14 protein-coding genes are annotated in these 14,604 nt (G+C 51.2%); 7 read left to right on the top strand and 7 right to left on the bottom strand.

From position 1 onward, the window contains the following. The first annotated feature begins 51 nt into the window (after positions 1-51). Both znuC and znuB read left to right on the top strand, forming a co-directional pair. Positions 52-810: a zinc ABC transporter ATP-binding protein ZnuC gene (gene znuC, locus HP572_RS07160; protein ID WP_039273309.1), complete on the top strand. Its 759-nt coding sequence runs from the start codon at positions 52-54 to the stop codon at positions 808-810. After that, entirely contained in the window at positions 807-1,592 is a 786-nt protein-coding gene (znuB, locus tag HP572_RS07155; RefSeq protein WP_014915159.1) for a zinc ABC transporter permease subunit ZnuB, read from the top strand. The genes znuC and znuB overlap by 4 nt, the downstream gene beginning before the upstream one ends. 100 nt (positions 1,593-1,692) lie before the next feature. On the opposite strand, the gene HP572_RS07150 is transcribed toward znuB, so the two are convergent. Continuing rightward, a complete protein-coding gene (locus HP572_RS07150) occupies positions 1,693-2,652 on the bottom strand; it encodes a LacI family DNA-binding transcriptional regulator (protein WP_039556801.1) in 960 nt (319 codons plus the stop codon). 460 nt (positions 2,653-3,112) lie between these two features. On the opposite strand from HP572_RS07150, the gene HP572_RS07145 reads away from it, so the two are divergent. The 3 genes from HP572_RS07145 to HP572_RS07135 all read left to right on the top strand — a co-directional run bounded on the left by HP572_RS07145 (position 3,113) and on the right by HP572_RS07135 (position 6,458). Beyond that, a complete protein-coding gene (locus HP572_RS07145) occupies positions 3,113-4,441 on the top strand; it encodes a PTS sugar transporter subunit IIC (protein ID WP_240585182.1) in 1,329 nt (442 codons plus the stop codon). A gap of 166 nt (positions 4,442-4,607) precedes the next feature. Then, positions 4,608-4,913 carry a PTS lactose/cellobiose transporter subunit IIA gene (locus HP572_RS07140; protein WP_240585717.1) on the top strand — a complete coding sequence of 102 codons (306 nt, stop codon included), beginning with the start codon at positions 4,608-4,610 and terminating at the stop codon, positions 4,911-4,913. 165 nt (positions 4,914-5,078) lie between these two features. Continuing rightward, positions 5,079-6,458: a carbohydrate porin gene (locus tag HP572_RS07135; protein ID WP_205550728.1), complete on the top strand. Its 1,380-nt coding sequence runs from the start codon at positions 5,079-5,081 to the stop codon at positions 6,456-6,458. A 76-nt stretch (positions 6,459-6,534) separates the two neighbouring features. On the opposite strand, the gene ruvB is transcribed toward HP572_RS07135, so the two are convergent. The 6 genes from ruvB to aspS form a co-directional block, all read right to left on the bottom strand. Further along, positions 6,535-7,545, bottom strand: coding sequence for a Holliday junction branch migration DNA helicase RuvB (ruvB, locus tag HP572_RS07130; RefSeq protein ID WP_240585181.1), 1,011 nt, complete (start codon positions 7,543-7,545; stop codon positions 6,535-6,537). A 7-nt stretch (positions 7,546-7,552) separates the two neighbouring features. After that, a complete protein-coding gene (gene ruvA / locus HP572_RS07125) occupies positions 7,553-8,170 on the bottom strand; it encodes a Holliday junction branch migration protein RuvA (RefSeq protein WP_039469129.1) in 618 nt (205 codons plus the stop codon). A gap of 91 nt (positions 8,171-8,261) precedes the next feature. Then, positions 8,262-8,783: a crossover junction endodeoxyribonuclease RuvC gene (gene ruvC, locus HP572_RS07120; protein WP_010307920.1), complete on the bottom strand. Its 522-nt coding sequence runs from the start codon at positions 8,781-8,783 to the stop codon at positions 8,262-8,264. 80 nt (positions 8,784-8,863) lie between these two features. Further along, positions 8,864-9,607: a YebC/PmpR family DNA-binding transcriptional regulator gene (locus HP572_RS07115; RefSeq protein ID WP_039480440.1), complete on the bottom strand. Its 744-nt coding sequence runs from the start codon at positions 9,605-9,607 to the stop codon at positions 8,864-8,866. A 23-nt stretch (positions 9,608-9,630) separates the two neighbouring features. Beyond that, positions 9,631-10,074 (bottom strand): dihydroneopterin triphosphate diphosphatase, encoded by a 444-nt coding sequence (gene nudB / locus HP572_RS07110; protein WP_240585180.1) that lies wholly within the window; start codon positions 10,072-10,074, stop codon positions 9,631-9,633. A gap of 1 nt (position 10,075) precedes the next feature. Then, the gene (gene aspS / locus HP572_RS07105) at positions 10,076-11,872 is read right to left on the bottom strand and encodes an aspartate--tRNA ligase (RefSeq protein WP_240585179.1); all 1,797 of its coding nucleotides are present in this window, start codon (positions 11,870-11,872) and stop codon (positions 10,076-10,078) included. Positions 11,873-12,348: 476 nt separating this feature from the next. Between aspS and HP572_RS07100 the strand changes: the two genes are divergently transcribed. Both HP572_RS07100 and HP572_RS07095 read left to right on the top strand, forming a co-directional pair. Next, entirely contained in the window at positions 12,349-13,566 is a 1,218-nt protein-coding gene (locus HP572_RS07100; RefSeq protein WP_240585178.1) for an EAL and HDOD domain-containing protein, read from the top strand. Between the two features lie 91 nt (positions 13,567-13,657). Beyond that, positions 13,658-14,470 (top strand): DUF72 domain-containing protein, encoded by an 813-nt coding sequence (locus HP572_RS07095; protein ID WP_240585716.1) that lies wholly within the window; start codon positions 13,658-13,660, stop codon positions 14,468-14,470. Positions 14,471-14,604: the final 134 nt, after the last annotated feature.

The raw sequence follows: 14,604 nt of genomic DNA, 5'->3' as shown, positions 1-14,604 counted from the left end.
GGTGTTGTTTGTTATATTATAACGTTACATGGGTTATGCAAACCGAATTCTATGTCCACATTGGTATCACTTAATAATATTTCAGTTACATTTGGCAGCCGAAAGGTTCTGTCAGATATCTCTCTTACCTTGCAGGCAGGTCGAATTCTGACGCTACTCGGGCCGAATGGCGCAGGGAAATCGACACTGGTGCGCGTGGTATTAGGTCTACTGTCTCCTACCTCCGGTTCGCTGGTACGGGATCCCGCGCTGCGTATCGGCTACGTTCCGCAGAAGCTGCATCTGGATACCACCCTGCCCTTGACCGTCAGCCGTTTTATGCAGCTGCGCCCCGGCGTGAAAAAGCAGGATATTTTACCGGCGCTTAAGCGGGTTCAGGCTGCACATCTGCTGGAACAGCCGATGCAGAAACTTTCCGGTGGCGAAACCCAACGCGTGCTGTTGGCGCGCGCGCTGCTCAACCAGCCCCAGTTGCTGGTATTGGATGAACCGACACAGGGTGTCGACGTCAATGGGCAACTGGCGCTGTACGACCTCATTAATCAGCTACGACAGGAATTCCACTGTGGCGTACTGATGGTCTCGCACGATCTGCATTTGGTGATGGCAAAAACCGATGAAGTCCTGTGCCTTAATCAACATGTTTGCTGCTCCGGCACGCCTGAAGTCGTTTCGCTTCACCCCGAATTTTTAGCGATGTTCGGCCACCGCGGCGCGGAGCAATTGGCGGTTTATCGCCACCATCATAATCATCGTCACGATCTGCAAGGACGTATCATTTTGAAGAGACAAGGTGGAAACGACGCATGATAGAACTGCTGTTTCCCGGTTGGCTGGCGGGGATTTTGCTGGCAATTGCGGCTGGCCCGCTCGGTTCATTCGTAGTCTGGCGACGGATGTCTTACTTCGGCGACACGCTGGCACACGCGTCTTTACTCGGCGTCGCCTTCGGCCTGCTGCTGAACATCAACCTGTTTGCTGCCGTTATTGCCGTGACGCTCATTCTGGCGTTGGGACTTGTCTGGCTGGAGCGACGCCCTTATCTAGCTATCGATACGTTGCTCGGCATCATGGCACACAGCGCGCTGTCGCTTGGATTGGTAGTCGTCAGCCTGATGAATAACGTGCGCGTGGACTTGATGGCTTACCTGTTTGGCGATTTGCTCTCTGTCACAACAGAGGATCTGTGGGTTATCGCCGCTGGCGTCATCGTTGTTGTTGCCATTATGTGCTGGCAATGGCGCGCACTACTTTCTATGACGATCAGCCCAGAGTTGGCGCACGTCGATGGCGTGAAGCTACAGCGCACCAAGCTGCTATTGATGCTGACCACCGCGTTAACGATTGGTATCGCTATGAAATTTGTTGGTGCGCTGATCATTACGTCACTGCTGATTATTCCCGCCGCCAGCGCCAGACGCTTCGCACGGACGCCGGAACAAATGGCAAGCATCGCGATTATTGTGGGAATGATTGCCGTAACGGGCGGTTTGGCCTTTTCAGCCGGCTACAATACGCCCGCTGGGCCGTCTGTGGTGCTGTGCGCATCGCTGCTATTTATTGTCAGCCTGATTAAGCGACAACCCGCCTAACCTATCAATCCCCCAGTAGTACAAAAACTCAATAGCAAAAAGCCCTTCCGAATACGTGATTCAGAGGGGCTTTATATTTTGAAAGCTGTACGAACAGCGTTTATTTCCGGTTAGCCATATCTGGAATGATTAAATCACCCCGCAAGACATACGATCCCAGCACATCCTGTGTTTTCTCATTAAGCCAGGACACGATTCTGGCCGCTATCGCATCCATCGAATATTCAATGGCCGGTATTGCCGGAATGCCTGGAATATCGAGAGACCCCGCCAGGCTGAATACCATGATGTCTTTTGGCACGGATTTGTTAAACGCCTGAAGCTGCGTAATAACCCGTTTGGCTTCCAACTCGTCCGCCACCAGAAGCGCGTTGAAATTCAGCGTCGTGCTGTTATTGAGCAACACTTGCAGTGCCACCGACGACGATGAAGATGCATCCATAAAGATCAGGTTGCGGTTGAACGGTAAGAAGTTATTTTCCAGCGCCCGCTTATATCCTAAAAGCACCTGCTCCGCTGAACTGCTGGCGGCGGGATTGATCAGCGCAATTTGCCGTCTTCCTTGCCGAATCAGGTAATTACACGCGGTTTCTGTGGCGAAAGCGTGATCGAATTGCAGGCTATTCGTGGTATCCGTTTCCATGCAATCGATCAGAATGATGTTCTTATCGGCCAGATTCAGCGGAAAACGCGCGCCGATGATTAAAATGTCATCACACAGGCCGCTGGTCAGCTCATCAAGCACGTTCATCACTTCAGCCCTGCTGCTGGCAAAGCGCAACAAGAGATGCTTTTGATGTCGGCTAAAGTGTTTTTCCAGCGCATAAAGGTAGCCGGTCGTCTGGTTGATGTTGTCCTGAGCGCAAATGACACCAATACATCCAGTTGATTGACTTAACAGCGATTGAGCGATGACGTTCGGCCGATATTTAAGCTCATCAACCGCTTTTAACACCGCAAGACGGCTAGCTTCCTTTACGCCGCGTGAACCACTCAACACCCGGGAGACTGTGGCTTTAGACACCCCAGCTAAACGCGATACATCGTTGATTGTAGACATCATTTGCCCCTGGAAAACGCTAAATCTGACTCAAAACCCTGAATACCAACCGCGCATTGTGTTGCTTCGCAGTATAACCGTTTCTATCCAGCATGGAAACCGATTATCCGTTTAACATCCAATGCGTATTTCTGCCAATAAGATGTGATGTAAATCTAATTAATACCGCCAGAAATCATCACATCTTGACGGTCATCACACTTCTCTTTTCTCTGCATGGAAAACGGTTTCCATATGATATCCAATCATATTAGCAATAACTTTTTACATTGTGCGTGGCGGAAAATGCGGTCCGCAGCGGAAGAAAGATAACTGGTATAGGCTCACGTTTATAAAAGACTGCCACACGCGACATTTCCGTAAGAGTTTTAGATACAATGGGTTACGGCGTACAACGTGGCGATAACATACTTGGTGACGAGCTGTCGCTGCTACGGCGACACACGAAAAAGGTGTTCACATGGGTTCCGTATATCAATCAATGATTGCCGCTATCGAACAATCGATTACCCCGCTGGCTGGGCGTTTAGGGCAACAAAAGTATGTGATCGCTATCCGCGATGGCTTTACTGCCGCGCTACCTTTTATGATCATCGGCTCATTTATGCTGGTGTTTATTTTTCCTCCCTTTTCCGCCGATACCACCGTCGGATTTGCCCGTACCTGGCTCGATTTTTCTATCACCTATCGCGCACAGCTGATGCTGCCTTTCGAGCTGAGTATGGGACTCATGACCTTTTTCATCTCCATAGGTGTGGGTGCCAGTCTGGGACGACAGCTTAATCTCGATTCCGTCATGTCCGGTCTGCTGGCATTTATGGCGTTCCTGCTCGTTGCCGCGCCTTACGCCGATGACAAAATTTCCACCGAGTATCTGTCAGGGCAAGGGATCTTCACCGCCTTACTGACGTCTATCTATGCCACCCAAGTTTATGCGGCGCTGAAACAGCACAACATTACTATTCGCTTACCGAAAGAAGTACCGACGGGGGTCGCTCGCTCATTTGAAATCCTCATTCCCGTGTTGGTGATTGTCGCGACGCTGCACCCGCTCAATCTTTTCATTGAAGCGCAAACGGGCATGATCATTCCCGAAGCGATTATGCACCTGCTGGCACCGCTGGTGTCCGCCTCAGACTCGCTGCCTGCCATTCTTTTGTCCGTACTACTGTGCCAGCTTTTCTGGTTCTCAGGGATCCACGGTTCGCTGATTGTCACGGGCATCATGAACCCATTCTGGATGACCAATCTGGCCGTGAATCAGGCCGCGCTGGCAGCCGGTGAAGTCTTACCGCATATCTATTTACAGGGCTTTTGGGATCACTATCTGTTGATTGGCGGCGTCGGTTCGACGCTACCGCTGGCATTTCTGCTGTTACGCAGCAAGGTCACGCACTTGCGCACCATCGGCAGAATGGGCGTCGTACCCAGCTTCTTTAACATCAACGAGCCGATCATGTTCGGCGCGCCCATCATCATGAACCCGATGCTGTTCCTCCCCTTTGTCTTCGTACCGATGGTTAACGCCGTGCTGGCTTACACCGCAACCAAGATGGGATGGCTGGCGCAGGTGGTGTCGTTGACGCCGTGGACAACACCGGCTCCCATTGGCGCATCGTGGGCTGCAAACTGGAGTTTCAGCCCGCTAATCATGTGCCTGCTGTGCATGGTATTTTCCGCACTGATGTATTTACCGTTCCTGCGAGCTTATGAACGCACATTAATGAAAACCGAGGAACAAAAAATACAGGGCGACCTGCCACTGACGAAAACCGTGAGCAGTAATTAATGGGGTTAATAAAAACAGAAATAGATATTAAATAGAAGAAAGAAAATAAATCGTTCAGCGTCGGGATATTTTTATTATTCACATTAACCGACCTAGACGATATTCAAGAACGCGGCATAGAAAATACATGCTGCGAATATTCGTTCACATAAAAATAGGTCATATGATGATTACATTAGAAGATGCAGTAATGGAAATTATCGTCAATGCTGGACAATCGCGCAGCCTGTGTTTTGAGGCGCTACACGCTGCGCGTAAAGGCCACATCGATGAAGCCAAAAGTCTGTTGAAGGAAGCAGATGACTACGCGCGCAAAGCCCACCATATGCAGACCCAACTGATTGAACAGGATGCGGGAGAAGCCAGACAGCCGATGACATTAATTATGGTGCATGCTCAAGACCATTTAATGACATCATTACTCGCTCGCGAATTATCAGAAGAAATTATTCATCTTTACCAGAGGCAATAGTTCATTTTAATACCCTTATAGGGAGGGTCGATTACGTCAGTTATTTAATTACGCTGTACCGTTAAAAAAATAACAATCACCTTGTTCTGAGCGTCGTGCCATTATTCACGTCAATCAGAGCGGGATGGTTATTGTCTGAAAATAACTTACCGAATTGAGATGACTATGACAAATTCCAAAAAACTGCCCGTTACGCTGGCGGTACTGGCTGCCCTTTGCTCCGGTTCCGCATTCGCACAAGAAACGATTACTCAAGAGCAATTAGATCGTATCGTTGCTCAGGCCGTAGAAAAAGCGCTGGCGGAGCGTCAGGCCAAATTAGACGCGATTGCCAGTAAACAGGTCGACCCGCTGACCACGCCGGAAGCCCCCAAGACGCCTGACATGGCGATACCTTATGGTATCAACTTCACCGGCTATGCGCGTTATGGGGCGCAATTCCAGAGCGGTGACCAGAAATATGTTGCGGTTGACGGCTCCTATAACGGTGCCTCCGCGCTGGGTCGTCTGGGCAACGAAGGCAATGGCGGTGAATTCCAGCTTTCCAAGGCTTTCAAGAGTGACAACGGCGCAATCTGGGATGTCGTCGTGATGATCGACCACTGGGGCGACGAAGTTAACCTGAAAAAAGCCTATGCGGGCGTCACTAACCTGTTTGCTTCTCAGCCAAACGCCTATCTCTGGGCCGGACGTGATTTCCACCAGCGACCACAGCAAGGTATTAACGACTACTTCTGGATGAACCATGACGGTCAGGGCGCGGGGATAAAGAACTTTGATCTCGGCGGCATTCAATTCGATGTCGCGGCCGTCGCGGCCGTGGAATCCTGTAATCCCGAAATCATCACGAGTAATTCGAACCCCTCACGCATCAGCTGTACTGGCAGCTCTGGCACGGGCGATAAAGGCAATTACGCGCTGACGTCCAAAGTGCATGGCATCAAGCTGGGGCCGTTGGATCTCGCGCTGTACGCGAACTACGGTTTTGACTCGAAAGCGGTAGATAACGATGCGCGCCTGAAAGCCTGGCAAGGCGGCGCGGTCCTGAGCCACACGGGGAAAAATAGCCTCAATCAGTTTATCACTCGCTATTCGAACAATGCGGATAACAGCGTTTACAACAAAACGGACAACCTGAAAACCTTCTATGCCAGCTTTGAAGGCAAATACAAATTCACACCGCAAACGCAGGTCGAATACCTGCTGGCCTACCACGACTACTCGAATGACTCAGCCAGTCAGGACGATCGTCGTAACTACAATGCCATCGTGCGCCCGATGTATTTCTGGAATGATGTGCATTCCACCTGGCTTGAAGCAGGTTACCAGCACGTAGATTACGGTCAGGGCGGTGATAACAAAGGGTGGAAACTGACGCTTTCCCAGAATGTCTCGATCGCCATGGGGCCTGAGTTCAGACCGATGCTGCGCTTCTACGTTACCGGCGGTGAAGTGGATAACAAACACACCGCGCGGACAACGACCGGCGTCAATACGCAGCTGGATTCGTTCAACGTTGGGGCAATGTGGGAAGCCTGGTTCTAATCACATAAAGTCAGGGAGACCGCGTGGTCTCCCTGAGTATGGAAAGCATTTCTTAAGCGATACACTTCTTCGTACGTTAACCCAAATCTTCACGCGTTAAGCCAAAATGACGATAGGCATGCTGCGTCGCCATTCGACCACGCGGCGTACGCTGAATAAATCCTTGCTGAATCAGAAACGGCTCCAGCACGTCTTCAATAGTTTCGCGTTCTTCGCCAATCGCTGCCGCTAAATTGTCCAGCCCAACGGGGCCGCCCATGAATTTATCGATGATCGCCAGCAGCAGCTTACGGTCCATGTAGTCAAAGCCTTCGGTATCGACCGCCAACATATCCAGCGCCTGCGTCGCTACGGCACCGGTAATCGCGCCTTCCGATTTAACTTCGGAGAAATCACGTACCCGTCGTAATAATCGGTTAGCAATACGCGGCGTACCCCGCGCGCGCCGCGCCACTTCAAGCGCGCCTTCGGATGTCAGATCCAGCCCTAAACACTGTGCGCTGCGGCTGACGATATACTGCAAATCCTCAACTTTATAAAACTCCAGACGCTGCACAATGCCGAAACGATCGCGCAGCGGCGAGGTTAACGAGCCAGCACGCGTCGTTGCGCCAATCAGCGTAAAAGGCGGCAAATCAAGTTTGATCGAACGGGCAGCGGGCCCTTCACCGATCATGATATCCAGCTGATAGTCTTCCATCGCCGGATACAGCACTTCTTCCACAACGGGTGACAGGCGATGAATTTCATCGATGAACAGCACATCATGCGGTTCAAGATTGGTCAGCAGTGCGGCGAGATCGCCGGCCTTTTCCAGCACCGGGCCCGACGTCGTGCGCATATTCACGCCCATCTCGTTGGCAACGATGTTCGCCAGCGTCGTTTTACCCAGACCGGGAGGACCAAAAATTAACAGATGGTCCAGTGCATCCCCACGTTTGCGGGCCGCCTGGATAAAAATTTCCATCTGCTCACGCACCTGCGGCTGCCCCACATACTCGGTCAGTAATTTAGGGCGAATCGCACGGTCGATAAATTCTTCTTCGGGAACGGCGTCAGCGGAAATTAAACGATCGGCTTCTATCATGAATACCTCACAGCGCCGCGCGCAGTGCATCCCTGATCAGGGTTTCACAATCAGCATCAGGACGCGCAATTTTGGAAATCATGCGGCTGGCTTCCTGTGGTTTATAGCCCAGCGCAACCAGTGCCGCTGCGGCTTCTGTTTCTGGATCGCTAACACGGCTGTCTGCAGTCGCGGGCGAGGCCAGCGGAATATCGCTGATCGGATTAAACAGATCGCCGCTCAAGCCTTTGAAGCGATCCTTCATTTCAACAACCAGCCTTTCCGCCGTTTTCTTACCGACGCCCGGCAGTTTAATCAATGCACCGATTTCTTCGCGCTCAACCGCGCTGACAAACTGCGTCGCGGACATCCCGGAGAGAATTGCCAGCGCCAGCTTCGGCCCGACGCCATTCACTTTGATCAGCTCACGGAACAGCGCCCTCTCCTGCTTATCATTAAAACCGAACAGCAGCTGTGCATCTTCGCGGACAACAAAATGGGTAAAGATGATCGCTTCCTGATTGAGTTCAGGGAGTTCGTAAAAGCACGTCATCGGCATATGGACTTCGTAACCCACGCCGTTAGCTTCTATCAGCACCTGCGGCGGCTGTTTTTCCAGAATAATGCCTCTGAGACGACCTATCACGTTGCGCTTCCTTTTACGTAGGGAAAGAATGGCTTGAAGTATGACGAGTATATAACATAAAAAAGGCTGGATGAATATCCAGCCTCCTGTTTCAGCGCAGTCTTCCTGCCAGCGGGTTCACTTTCGCCGCCGCGGTTCGCAGCAGGCTTTGGCTAAAGTGGCAGTGAGTAATGGCAATCGCCAGCGCGTCGGCGGCATCCGCCTGCGGACTGGCCGACAGTTTCAGCAGTGAGCGAACCATATGCTGCACCTGCTTTTTATCCGCCGCGCCCGTTCCCACCACGGTTTGTTTCACCAACCGCGCCGCGTATTCAAACACGGGCAGATCCTGATTCACACCCGCGACGATAGCCACACCGCGTGCCTGTCCCAGCTTCAAGGCTGAGTCTGGGTTTTTCGCCATGAAAACCTGCTCAATCGCCATACAGTCTGGACGAAATTGCGTAATGATTTCACTAACGCCGGCGTAAATCAGTTTAAGCCGCGTGGGCATGTCATCCACCACGGTACGGATACAGCCGCTGCCGAGATACGTCAGATGACGTCCCTGCTGGCGGATAATGCCATAACCCGTCACGCGCGAACCGGGGTCGATGCCTACTATTATTGTCATAGTGCTACGACTGTCATCGTGCCGCTCCGCCGATTCGCTCGTGTGGATAGCTGTTGCTACGTTGCATTAACGACCTGCCATTACAGCAGCTCAGCTATCTCATCGGAGATCTCACCGTTGTGGTAAACCTCCTGCACATCGTCGCAGTCTTCCAGCATGTCGATCAGACGCATCAACTTCGGTGCCGTTTCTGCATCCATATCCGCTTTGGTAGACGGAATCATAGAGACTTCAGCCGATTCCGCTTTCAGGCCAGCCGCATCTAACGCATCCTTCACATCACCGAACGTTTCCCACGGCGTGAAGACGTCAATCGCACCATCGTCGTACGTCACAACATCATCAGCACCGGCTTCCAGCGCTGCATCCATTATCGCATCTTCATCCAGACCCGGCGCGTAAGAAATGACGCCTTTCTTGGTGAAGAGGTACGAAACGGAGCCATCGGTACCCAGGTTGCCGCCAGTTTTCGTAAACGCGTGACGCACTTCGGAAACCGTACGGTTACGGTTATCACTCAGGCATTCCACCATGACGGCCGTGCCGCCCGGACCGTAGCCTTCATAAATGATGGTTTCCATGTTGGCATCATCGTCACCGCCGACGCCACGGGCAATCGCGCGGTTCAACGTATCGCGCGTCATGTTGTTGGACAGAGCTTTATCGATCGCGGCGCGCAGACGTGGGTTAGAACCCGGATCGCCACCGCCCAGACGGGCTGCGGTAACCAGTTCGCGGATAATCTTGGTAAAAATTTTACCGCGTTTGGCGTCCTGTGCTGCTTTACGATGCTTTGTGTTAGCCCACTTACTATGACCTGCCATAAAAATCTCCGAAAAAAGCCTGTTCAGGCCGGATAAATAACAAATTCCTCAATCGCCTGCCGGTTGCTCCAGGACTTGGTCAACTGTGCCGCGTGGGGCACATCCAGCCACTGGTAAGCAAGATGCTCGGATAATTGCACCTCGCGCTCAGCAGGTAACGCCAGACAAAACCAGTGTTCGGTATTGTGCGTGACCCCCGGCGCATAGCGACGTCTCAAATGAGCAAATAGCTCAAACTCAATACAGCGTTGACAGTCAAAGAGTGATAACGCTTCCGCGGATATATCGATGTTAACTTCTTCTTTGACTTCACGCTGTGCGGCATACGGCGCGCTTTCCCCTTCTTCTATGCTGCCTGTTACCGACTGCCAGAAGTCAGGATCGTCACGCCGCTGCAACATCAGCACCCGCCCGGTGTTACGGGCATAGATCACCACCAGAACCGAAACGGGTCGCTTGTATACCATCTTATTCGTTCTCGGATTTTCCATCCTGAGCCGCTTTCCCTTTCACAACAACCGCAATGGCGAGCTCTTCCAGCGAAGCCGGGTTGGCGAAACTTGGTGCTTCCGTCATCAGACACGCTGCTGCCGTCGTTTTCGGGAAGGCGATAACGTCACGAATGTTATCGGTACCCGTCAGCAACATCACCAGACGGTCAAGGCCAAACGCCAGACCCGCGTGCGGCGGGGTACCATATTTCAGCGCATCCAGCAGGAAGCCAAACTTCTCACGCTGTTCTTGTTCGGTAATGCCCAGAATGCTGAACACGGTTTGTTGCATCTCACCACTGTGAATACGCACGGAACCGCCGCCCACTTCATAACCGTTAATGACCATGTCATACGCGTTGGCGATTGCCGAAACCGGGTTGGCAGCCAGTTCAGAAGGCAGCATGTCACGCGGTGCGGTAAACGGATGGTGCATCGCCGCAAGACCGCCTTCGCCATCTTCTTCAAACATTGGGAAATCGACAACCCACAGCGGTTCCCAGCTATTGTCTTTCGTCAGGTTCAGATCGCGACCCAGCTTGAGACGCAGCGCGCCCAACGCATCAGTCACCACTTTCGCACTGTCCGCACCAAAGAACAGGATGTCGCCATCTTGTGCCGCAGTACGATCCAACACGGCAGACAGAACGTCTTCACTCAGGAATTTTGCTACCGGGCTTTGAACGCCTTCCAGACCCTTGGCACGCTCGTTGACCTTGATGTAAGCCAGACCTTTCGCACCGTAGATCTCAATAAACTTGCCGTATTCATCAATCTGTTTACGGCTCAGCTGTGCGCCGCCCGGTACACGGATAGCGGCAACGCGGCCTTTAGCATCGTTTGCCGGGCCGGAGAAGACTTTGAATTCAATGTCTTTAACCAGATCGGCAACGTCGACCAGTTCCAGCGGGTTACGTAAATCGGGTTTGTCGGAACCGAAACGGCGCATGGCTTCTGCGAACGTCATGATCGGGAAATCGCCCAGATCGACGCCTTTCACGTCCTGCCACAGTTCGCGCACCAGCTTCTCCATCACTTCACGCACCTGTGGCGCGGTCATGAAAGAAGTTTCCACATCGATCTGGGTAAATTCTGGCTGTCTGTCGGCACGCAGGTCTTCGTCACGGAAACATTTGACGATCTGATAGTAACGGTCAAAACCAGACATCATCAGCAGCTGTTTGAACAGCTGTGGAGACTGCGGCAGCGCATAAAATTTGCCTTTATGTACGCGGCTCGGCACCAGATAGTCACGCGCACCTTCCGGCGTCGCTTTCGTCAACATCGGGGTTTCGATGTCCAGGAAGCCGTGGTCGTCCATAAAACGACGCACAAAACTGGTGATACGAGCGCGCGTTTTCAGGCGCTGCGCCATTTCAGGACGGCGCAAATCCAGATAGCGGAATTTGAGACGCGCTTCTTCGGTATTGGTTTGGTTGGAGTCCAACGGCAGCGCTTCAGAACGGTTAACGATCGTCAGTGCGTTGGCAAAAATCTCGACTTCACCCGTCGCCATATCTTTGTTGATTTGGCTTTCTGGACGGGCGCGTACGACACCGGTAAGTTGGATGCAGAACTCGTTACGCAACTCGGATGCCAGTTTAAATGCGTCCTGACGATCCGGGTCAAAAAACACCTGAACCAGCCCTTCGCGGTCACGCATATCAATAAAAATCAAACCACCCAGATCGCGGCGGCGGTTAACCCAACCGCACAATGTCACTTCCTGGCCCACATGGGACGAATTCAACTGCCCGCAATAATTAGTACGCATCACGATGTCCTTTTACTCATCCGCCAGCTCACACGTTCTCACGGTAGATTACTTTTCACGGTAGATCACAGTGCAAAAACAGTGGCATTTTCGCTGCACGGCATGGTTTTTCTGGGTTACTGTCCGATGAAAAAAGGCGGCTATTATAAAGGATATTCGCCCGAACGATAAGCATGAAGGTAACGCTCTGCGACGCTGCCGCCTACACTTTTTACGAAATTTCCTTTCCGGTTAACGGAATGTTCACTAATCCGCATAGAGTTGTTGCAAAACTGAACGTCTGCGGAAGCCCCCAATCATCGGCTCAAAGATGCAGAACTCGCCGGTACGCATCGCGTGAGGATTTGCGGAAACCGACCTTCCCTTTTAGTAAAACCTGCTAAAATTACCAAGTAACTGCTGATTTTTATAAAAATTTTAATAAAAAGCGCTTTCCCATTGCTGGCAAATGCGTATGGTTTACATGGAGAACAACTATGTATTCATTTGTTGCCCGTCAACCCATTTTAAATCAACACCTCCAAACCGTTGCTTACGAGCTACTTTTTCGCATGGACGTCACCAATAGATTTCCTGATGTGAGTCCTGAATTTGCAACCGCACAGCTTATTTCCGATCAGTTCTTAACCAATCCGTTGACAAGATCCGTGGTTGAGCAGCCTTACTACATTAATTTTCCCCATCAGATGCTGATCAACGGCCAGGCTGAAGTATTACCACAGGAAAAGGTTGTTATTGAGATCCTTGAAAATTCGATCCCCAATAATGATCTCTTCGCTGCCGTAAAAAAGCTAAAAAGGAAGGGCTTCAAAATTGCACTTGATGATTTTTCGATGGATTCAGAATGGGATCGGTTTTTGCCTTACGTTGATATCATCAAATTCGATTTAACCCTGTCGACCTTTGGTGACATCGAAAATTTCATCAAAAGAGCCACGCAGCGCAAGTTAATCTATCTGGCCGAGAAGGTAGAGACACATGAGCAATACCTGCAAAGTAAAAAGCTGGGTATCTCTCTGTTTCAGGGATATTTTTTCAGTCGTCCTGAAATGATCAAATCGAAAAAATTGGTCAGTAACTCCAGCAATACCATCAGGCTGCTGAGAGAGGTCAATAAACCAGAGATCAACTATGCCACGATCGAAGAATTGGTCTGTGCTGATCTGTCGCTTTATTATAAATTGATGCGCCACATCACCAATATCAAATACAACACCCGCTTTGGTATCACGGCAACGTCGATGTCTTTCCGTTCCATGGCGATGCTGCTTGGACAACGCGAGCTTAAACGTTTTGTCTCGTTAATTAGCATTACCAACAGTAATGAAAATAAACCCAGCGAGCTTTACCGCACCAGCTTAATTCGCGCCAGATTCTTTGAATTATTGCATGCCTCTTTTAATGTGAAGGACGATACCACCGAGGCGTTTCTGTGCGGATTATTGTCTCTGCTCGATGCCGTATTAGATTCCCCCATGCCGCTACTGCTTTCGCAAATTGCTCTATCGGAAAAAATTAACCAGAGCTTATTGGATCATACCGGTGAACTCGCGGTTTATCTGACGTTAATCACTAAATACGAACAGCAAGAATGGGAAGAGCTTGAACAACTGTTAACCCAGTTGGGTATCGATGAGGAAAACTTCTTTACCATGATCATGGAGGCAACACAGTGGGCGGACGAGATTTTATAAACGATTTCTCTCGGTTCACTCGCGCTGCCCTGACAATTACGCGATAATCACCACTATTCTGCTTGAGATTCAGTGACGTTATGGTGCGATGATGTATATCGGATTACCGCAATGGCAGCATCCCGCCTGGAGTCGGCTAGGATTAAACGATCTTGCCGACTACAGCCGCTATTTTACCTGTGTTGAAGGTAACACGACCTTTTATGCGCTGCCTTCACGCGAGGTTGTCGAGCGCTGGCGTGATATGACGCATGATGACTTCCGCTTTTGCTTCAAATTTCCCTCAACGATCAGTCATAAAACAGCCTTGCAGAATTGTGATAGCGATGTCGGGCTTTTTTATCAATGCCTTGAGCCGATTGCCCACCGTATCGGACAGCTCTGGCTACAGCTTCCCGCCGCCTTCGGCCCCACACAGTTGCCCGTTTTATGGCGTTTTCTTGATGCCTTGCCAAAGGGATTTAGCTACGGCGTAGAAGTCCGTCACCCGCTGTTTTTTGCCAAAGGCGATGAAGAACGTGCGCTGAATCAGGGGCTACAGCAACGCGGTATCAACCGCGTGATTCTCGACAGCCGCCCGGTTCACCACGCCGCGCCAGACAGTGCAGCGATGCGTGAAGCCCAGCGGAAGAAACCTCGCGTGCCGGTACATGCCGTGCTGACCGCTACGCAGCCACTGATTCGCTTTATCGGCAGTGAAAAGCAGGAAGAAAATCTTCGCTGGTTCGAGTCATGGCGTAACAAGTTGCCGCAATGGCGTGAGGCAAATCCCTTCTTCTTTATCCATACACCGGATATCGGTGATGCCCCACCGCTGGCGCAGCAGCTTTGGCCATTACTCGCCGAGATCGATCCGACCCTGCCGCCTCAGCCGGATTGGCCACAGCAGGCGACGCTCTTTTGAACCACTCAATATTCCTATGAGTTAGTTCGTTTGGTTATAAGCAATTTCGCAACGTCATCCATTTCCGCTAAAAAAAAACGGCCTTTCCAGGCGACAGTTGCGTTAGGTAAAGCTATTATTCTGCAAGCCGTTTT

Source organism: Pectobacterium sp. PL64 (genome assembly GCF_022477975.1).
In the GTDB taxonomy this organism is placed as follows: Bacteria; Pseudomonadota; Gammaproteobacteria; order Enterobacterales; family Enterobacteriaceae; genus Pectobacterium; species Pectobacterium jejuense.
Note: the sequence above shows the minus strand (reverse complement) of the source record. Positions and strands in the feature narration are given on the sequence as shown.

Excerpts from the sequence above, each read along its gene's own strand:
- znuC (WP_039273309.1), top strand. The coding sequence starts at position 52 with ATGTCCACATTGGTATCACTTAATAATATTTCAGTTACATTTGGCAGC.
- znuB (WP_014915159.1), top strand. The coding sequence starts at position 807 with ATGATAGAACTGCTGTTTCCCGGTTGGCTGGCGGGGATTTTGCTGGCA.
- HP572_RS07150 (WP_039556801.1), bottom strand. The coding sequence starts at position 2,652 with ATGTCTACAATCAACGATGTATCGCGTTTAGCTGGGGTGTCTAAAGCC.
- HP572_RS07145 (WP_240585182.1), top strand. The coding sequence starts at position 3,113 with ATGGGTTCCGTATATCAATCAATGATTGCCGCTATCGAACAATCGATT.
- HP572_RS07140 (WP_240585717.1), top strand. The coding sequence starts at position 4,608 with ATGATTACATTAGAAGATGCAGTAATGGAAATTATCGTCAATGCTGGA.
- HP572_RS07135 (WP_205550728.1), top strand. The coding sequence starts at position 5,079 with ATGACAAATTCCAAAAAACTGCCCGTTACGCTGGCGGTACTGGCTGCC.
- ruvB (WP_240585181.1), bottom strand. The coding sequence starts at position 7,545 with ATGATAGAAGCCGATCGTTTAATTTCCGCTGACGCCGTTCCCGAAGAA.
- ruvC (WP_010307920.1), bottom strand. The coding sequence starts at position 8,783 with ATGACAATAATAGTAGGCATCGACCCCGGTTCGCGCGTGACGGGTTAT.
- HP572_RS07115 (WP_039480440.1), bottom strand. The coding sequence starts at position 9,607 with ATGGCAGGTCATAGTAAGTGGGCTAACACAAAGCATCGTAAAGCAGCA.
- nudB (WP_240585180.1), bottom strand. The coding sequence starts at position 10,074 with ATGGTATACAAGCGACCCGTTTCGGTTCTGGTGGTGATCTATGCCCGT.
- aspS (WP_240585179.1), bottom strand. The coding sequence starts at position 11,872 with ATGCGTACTAATTATTGCGGGCAGTTGAATTCGTCCCATGTGGGCCAG.
- HP572_RS07100 (WP_240585178.1), top strand. The coding sequence starts at position 12,349 with ATGTATTCATTTGTTGCCCGTCAACCCATTTTAAATCAACACCTCCAA.
- HP572_RS07095 (WP_240585716.1), top strand. The coding sequence starts at position 13,658 with ATGTATATCGGATTACCGCAATGGCAGCATCCCGCCTGGAGTCGGCTA.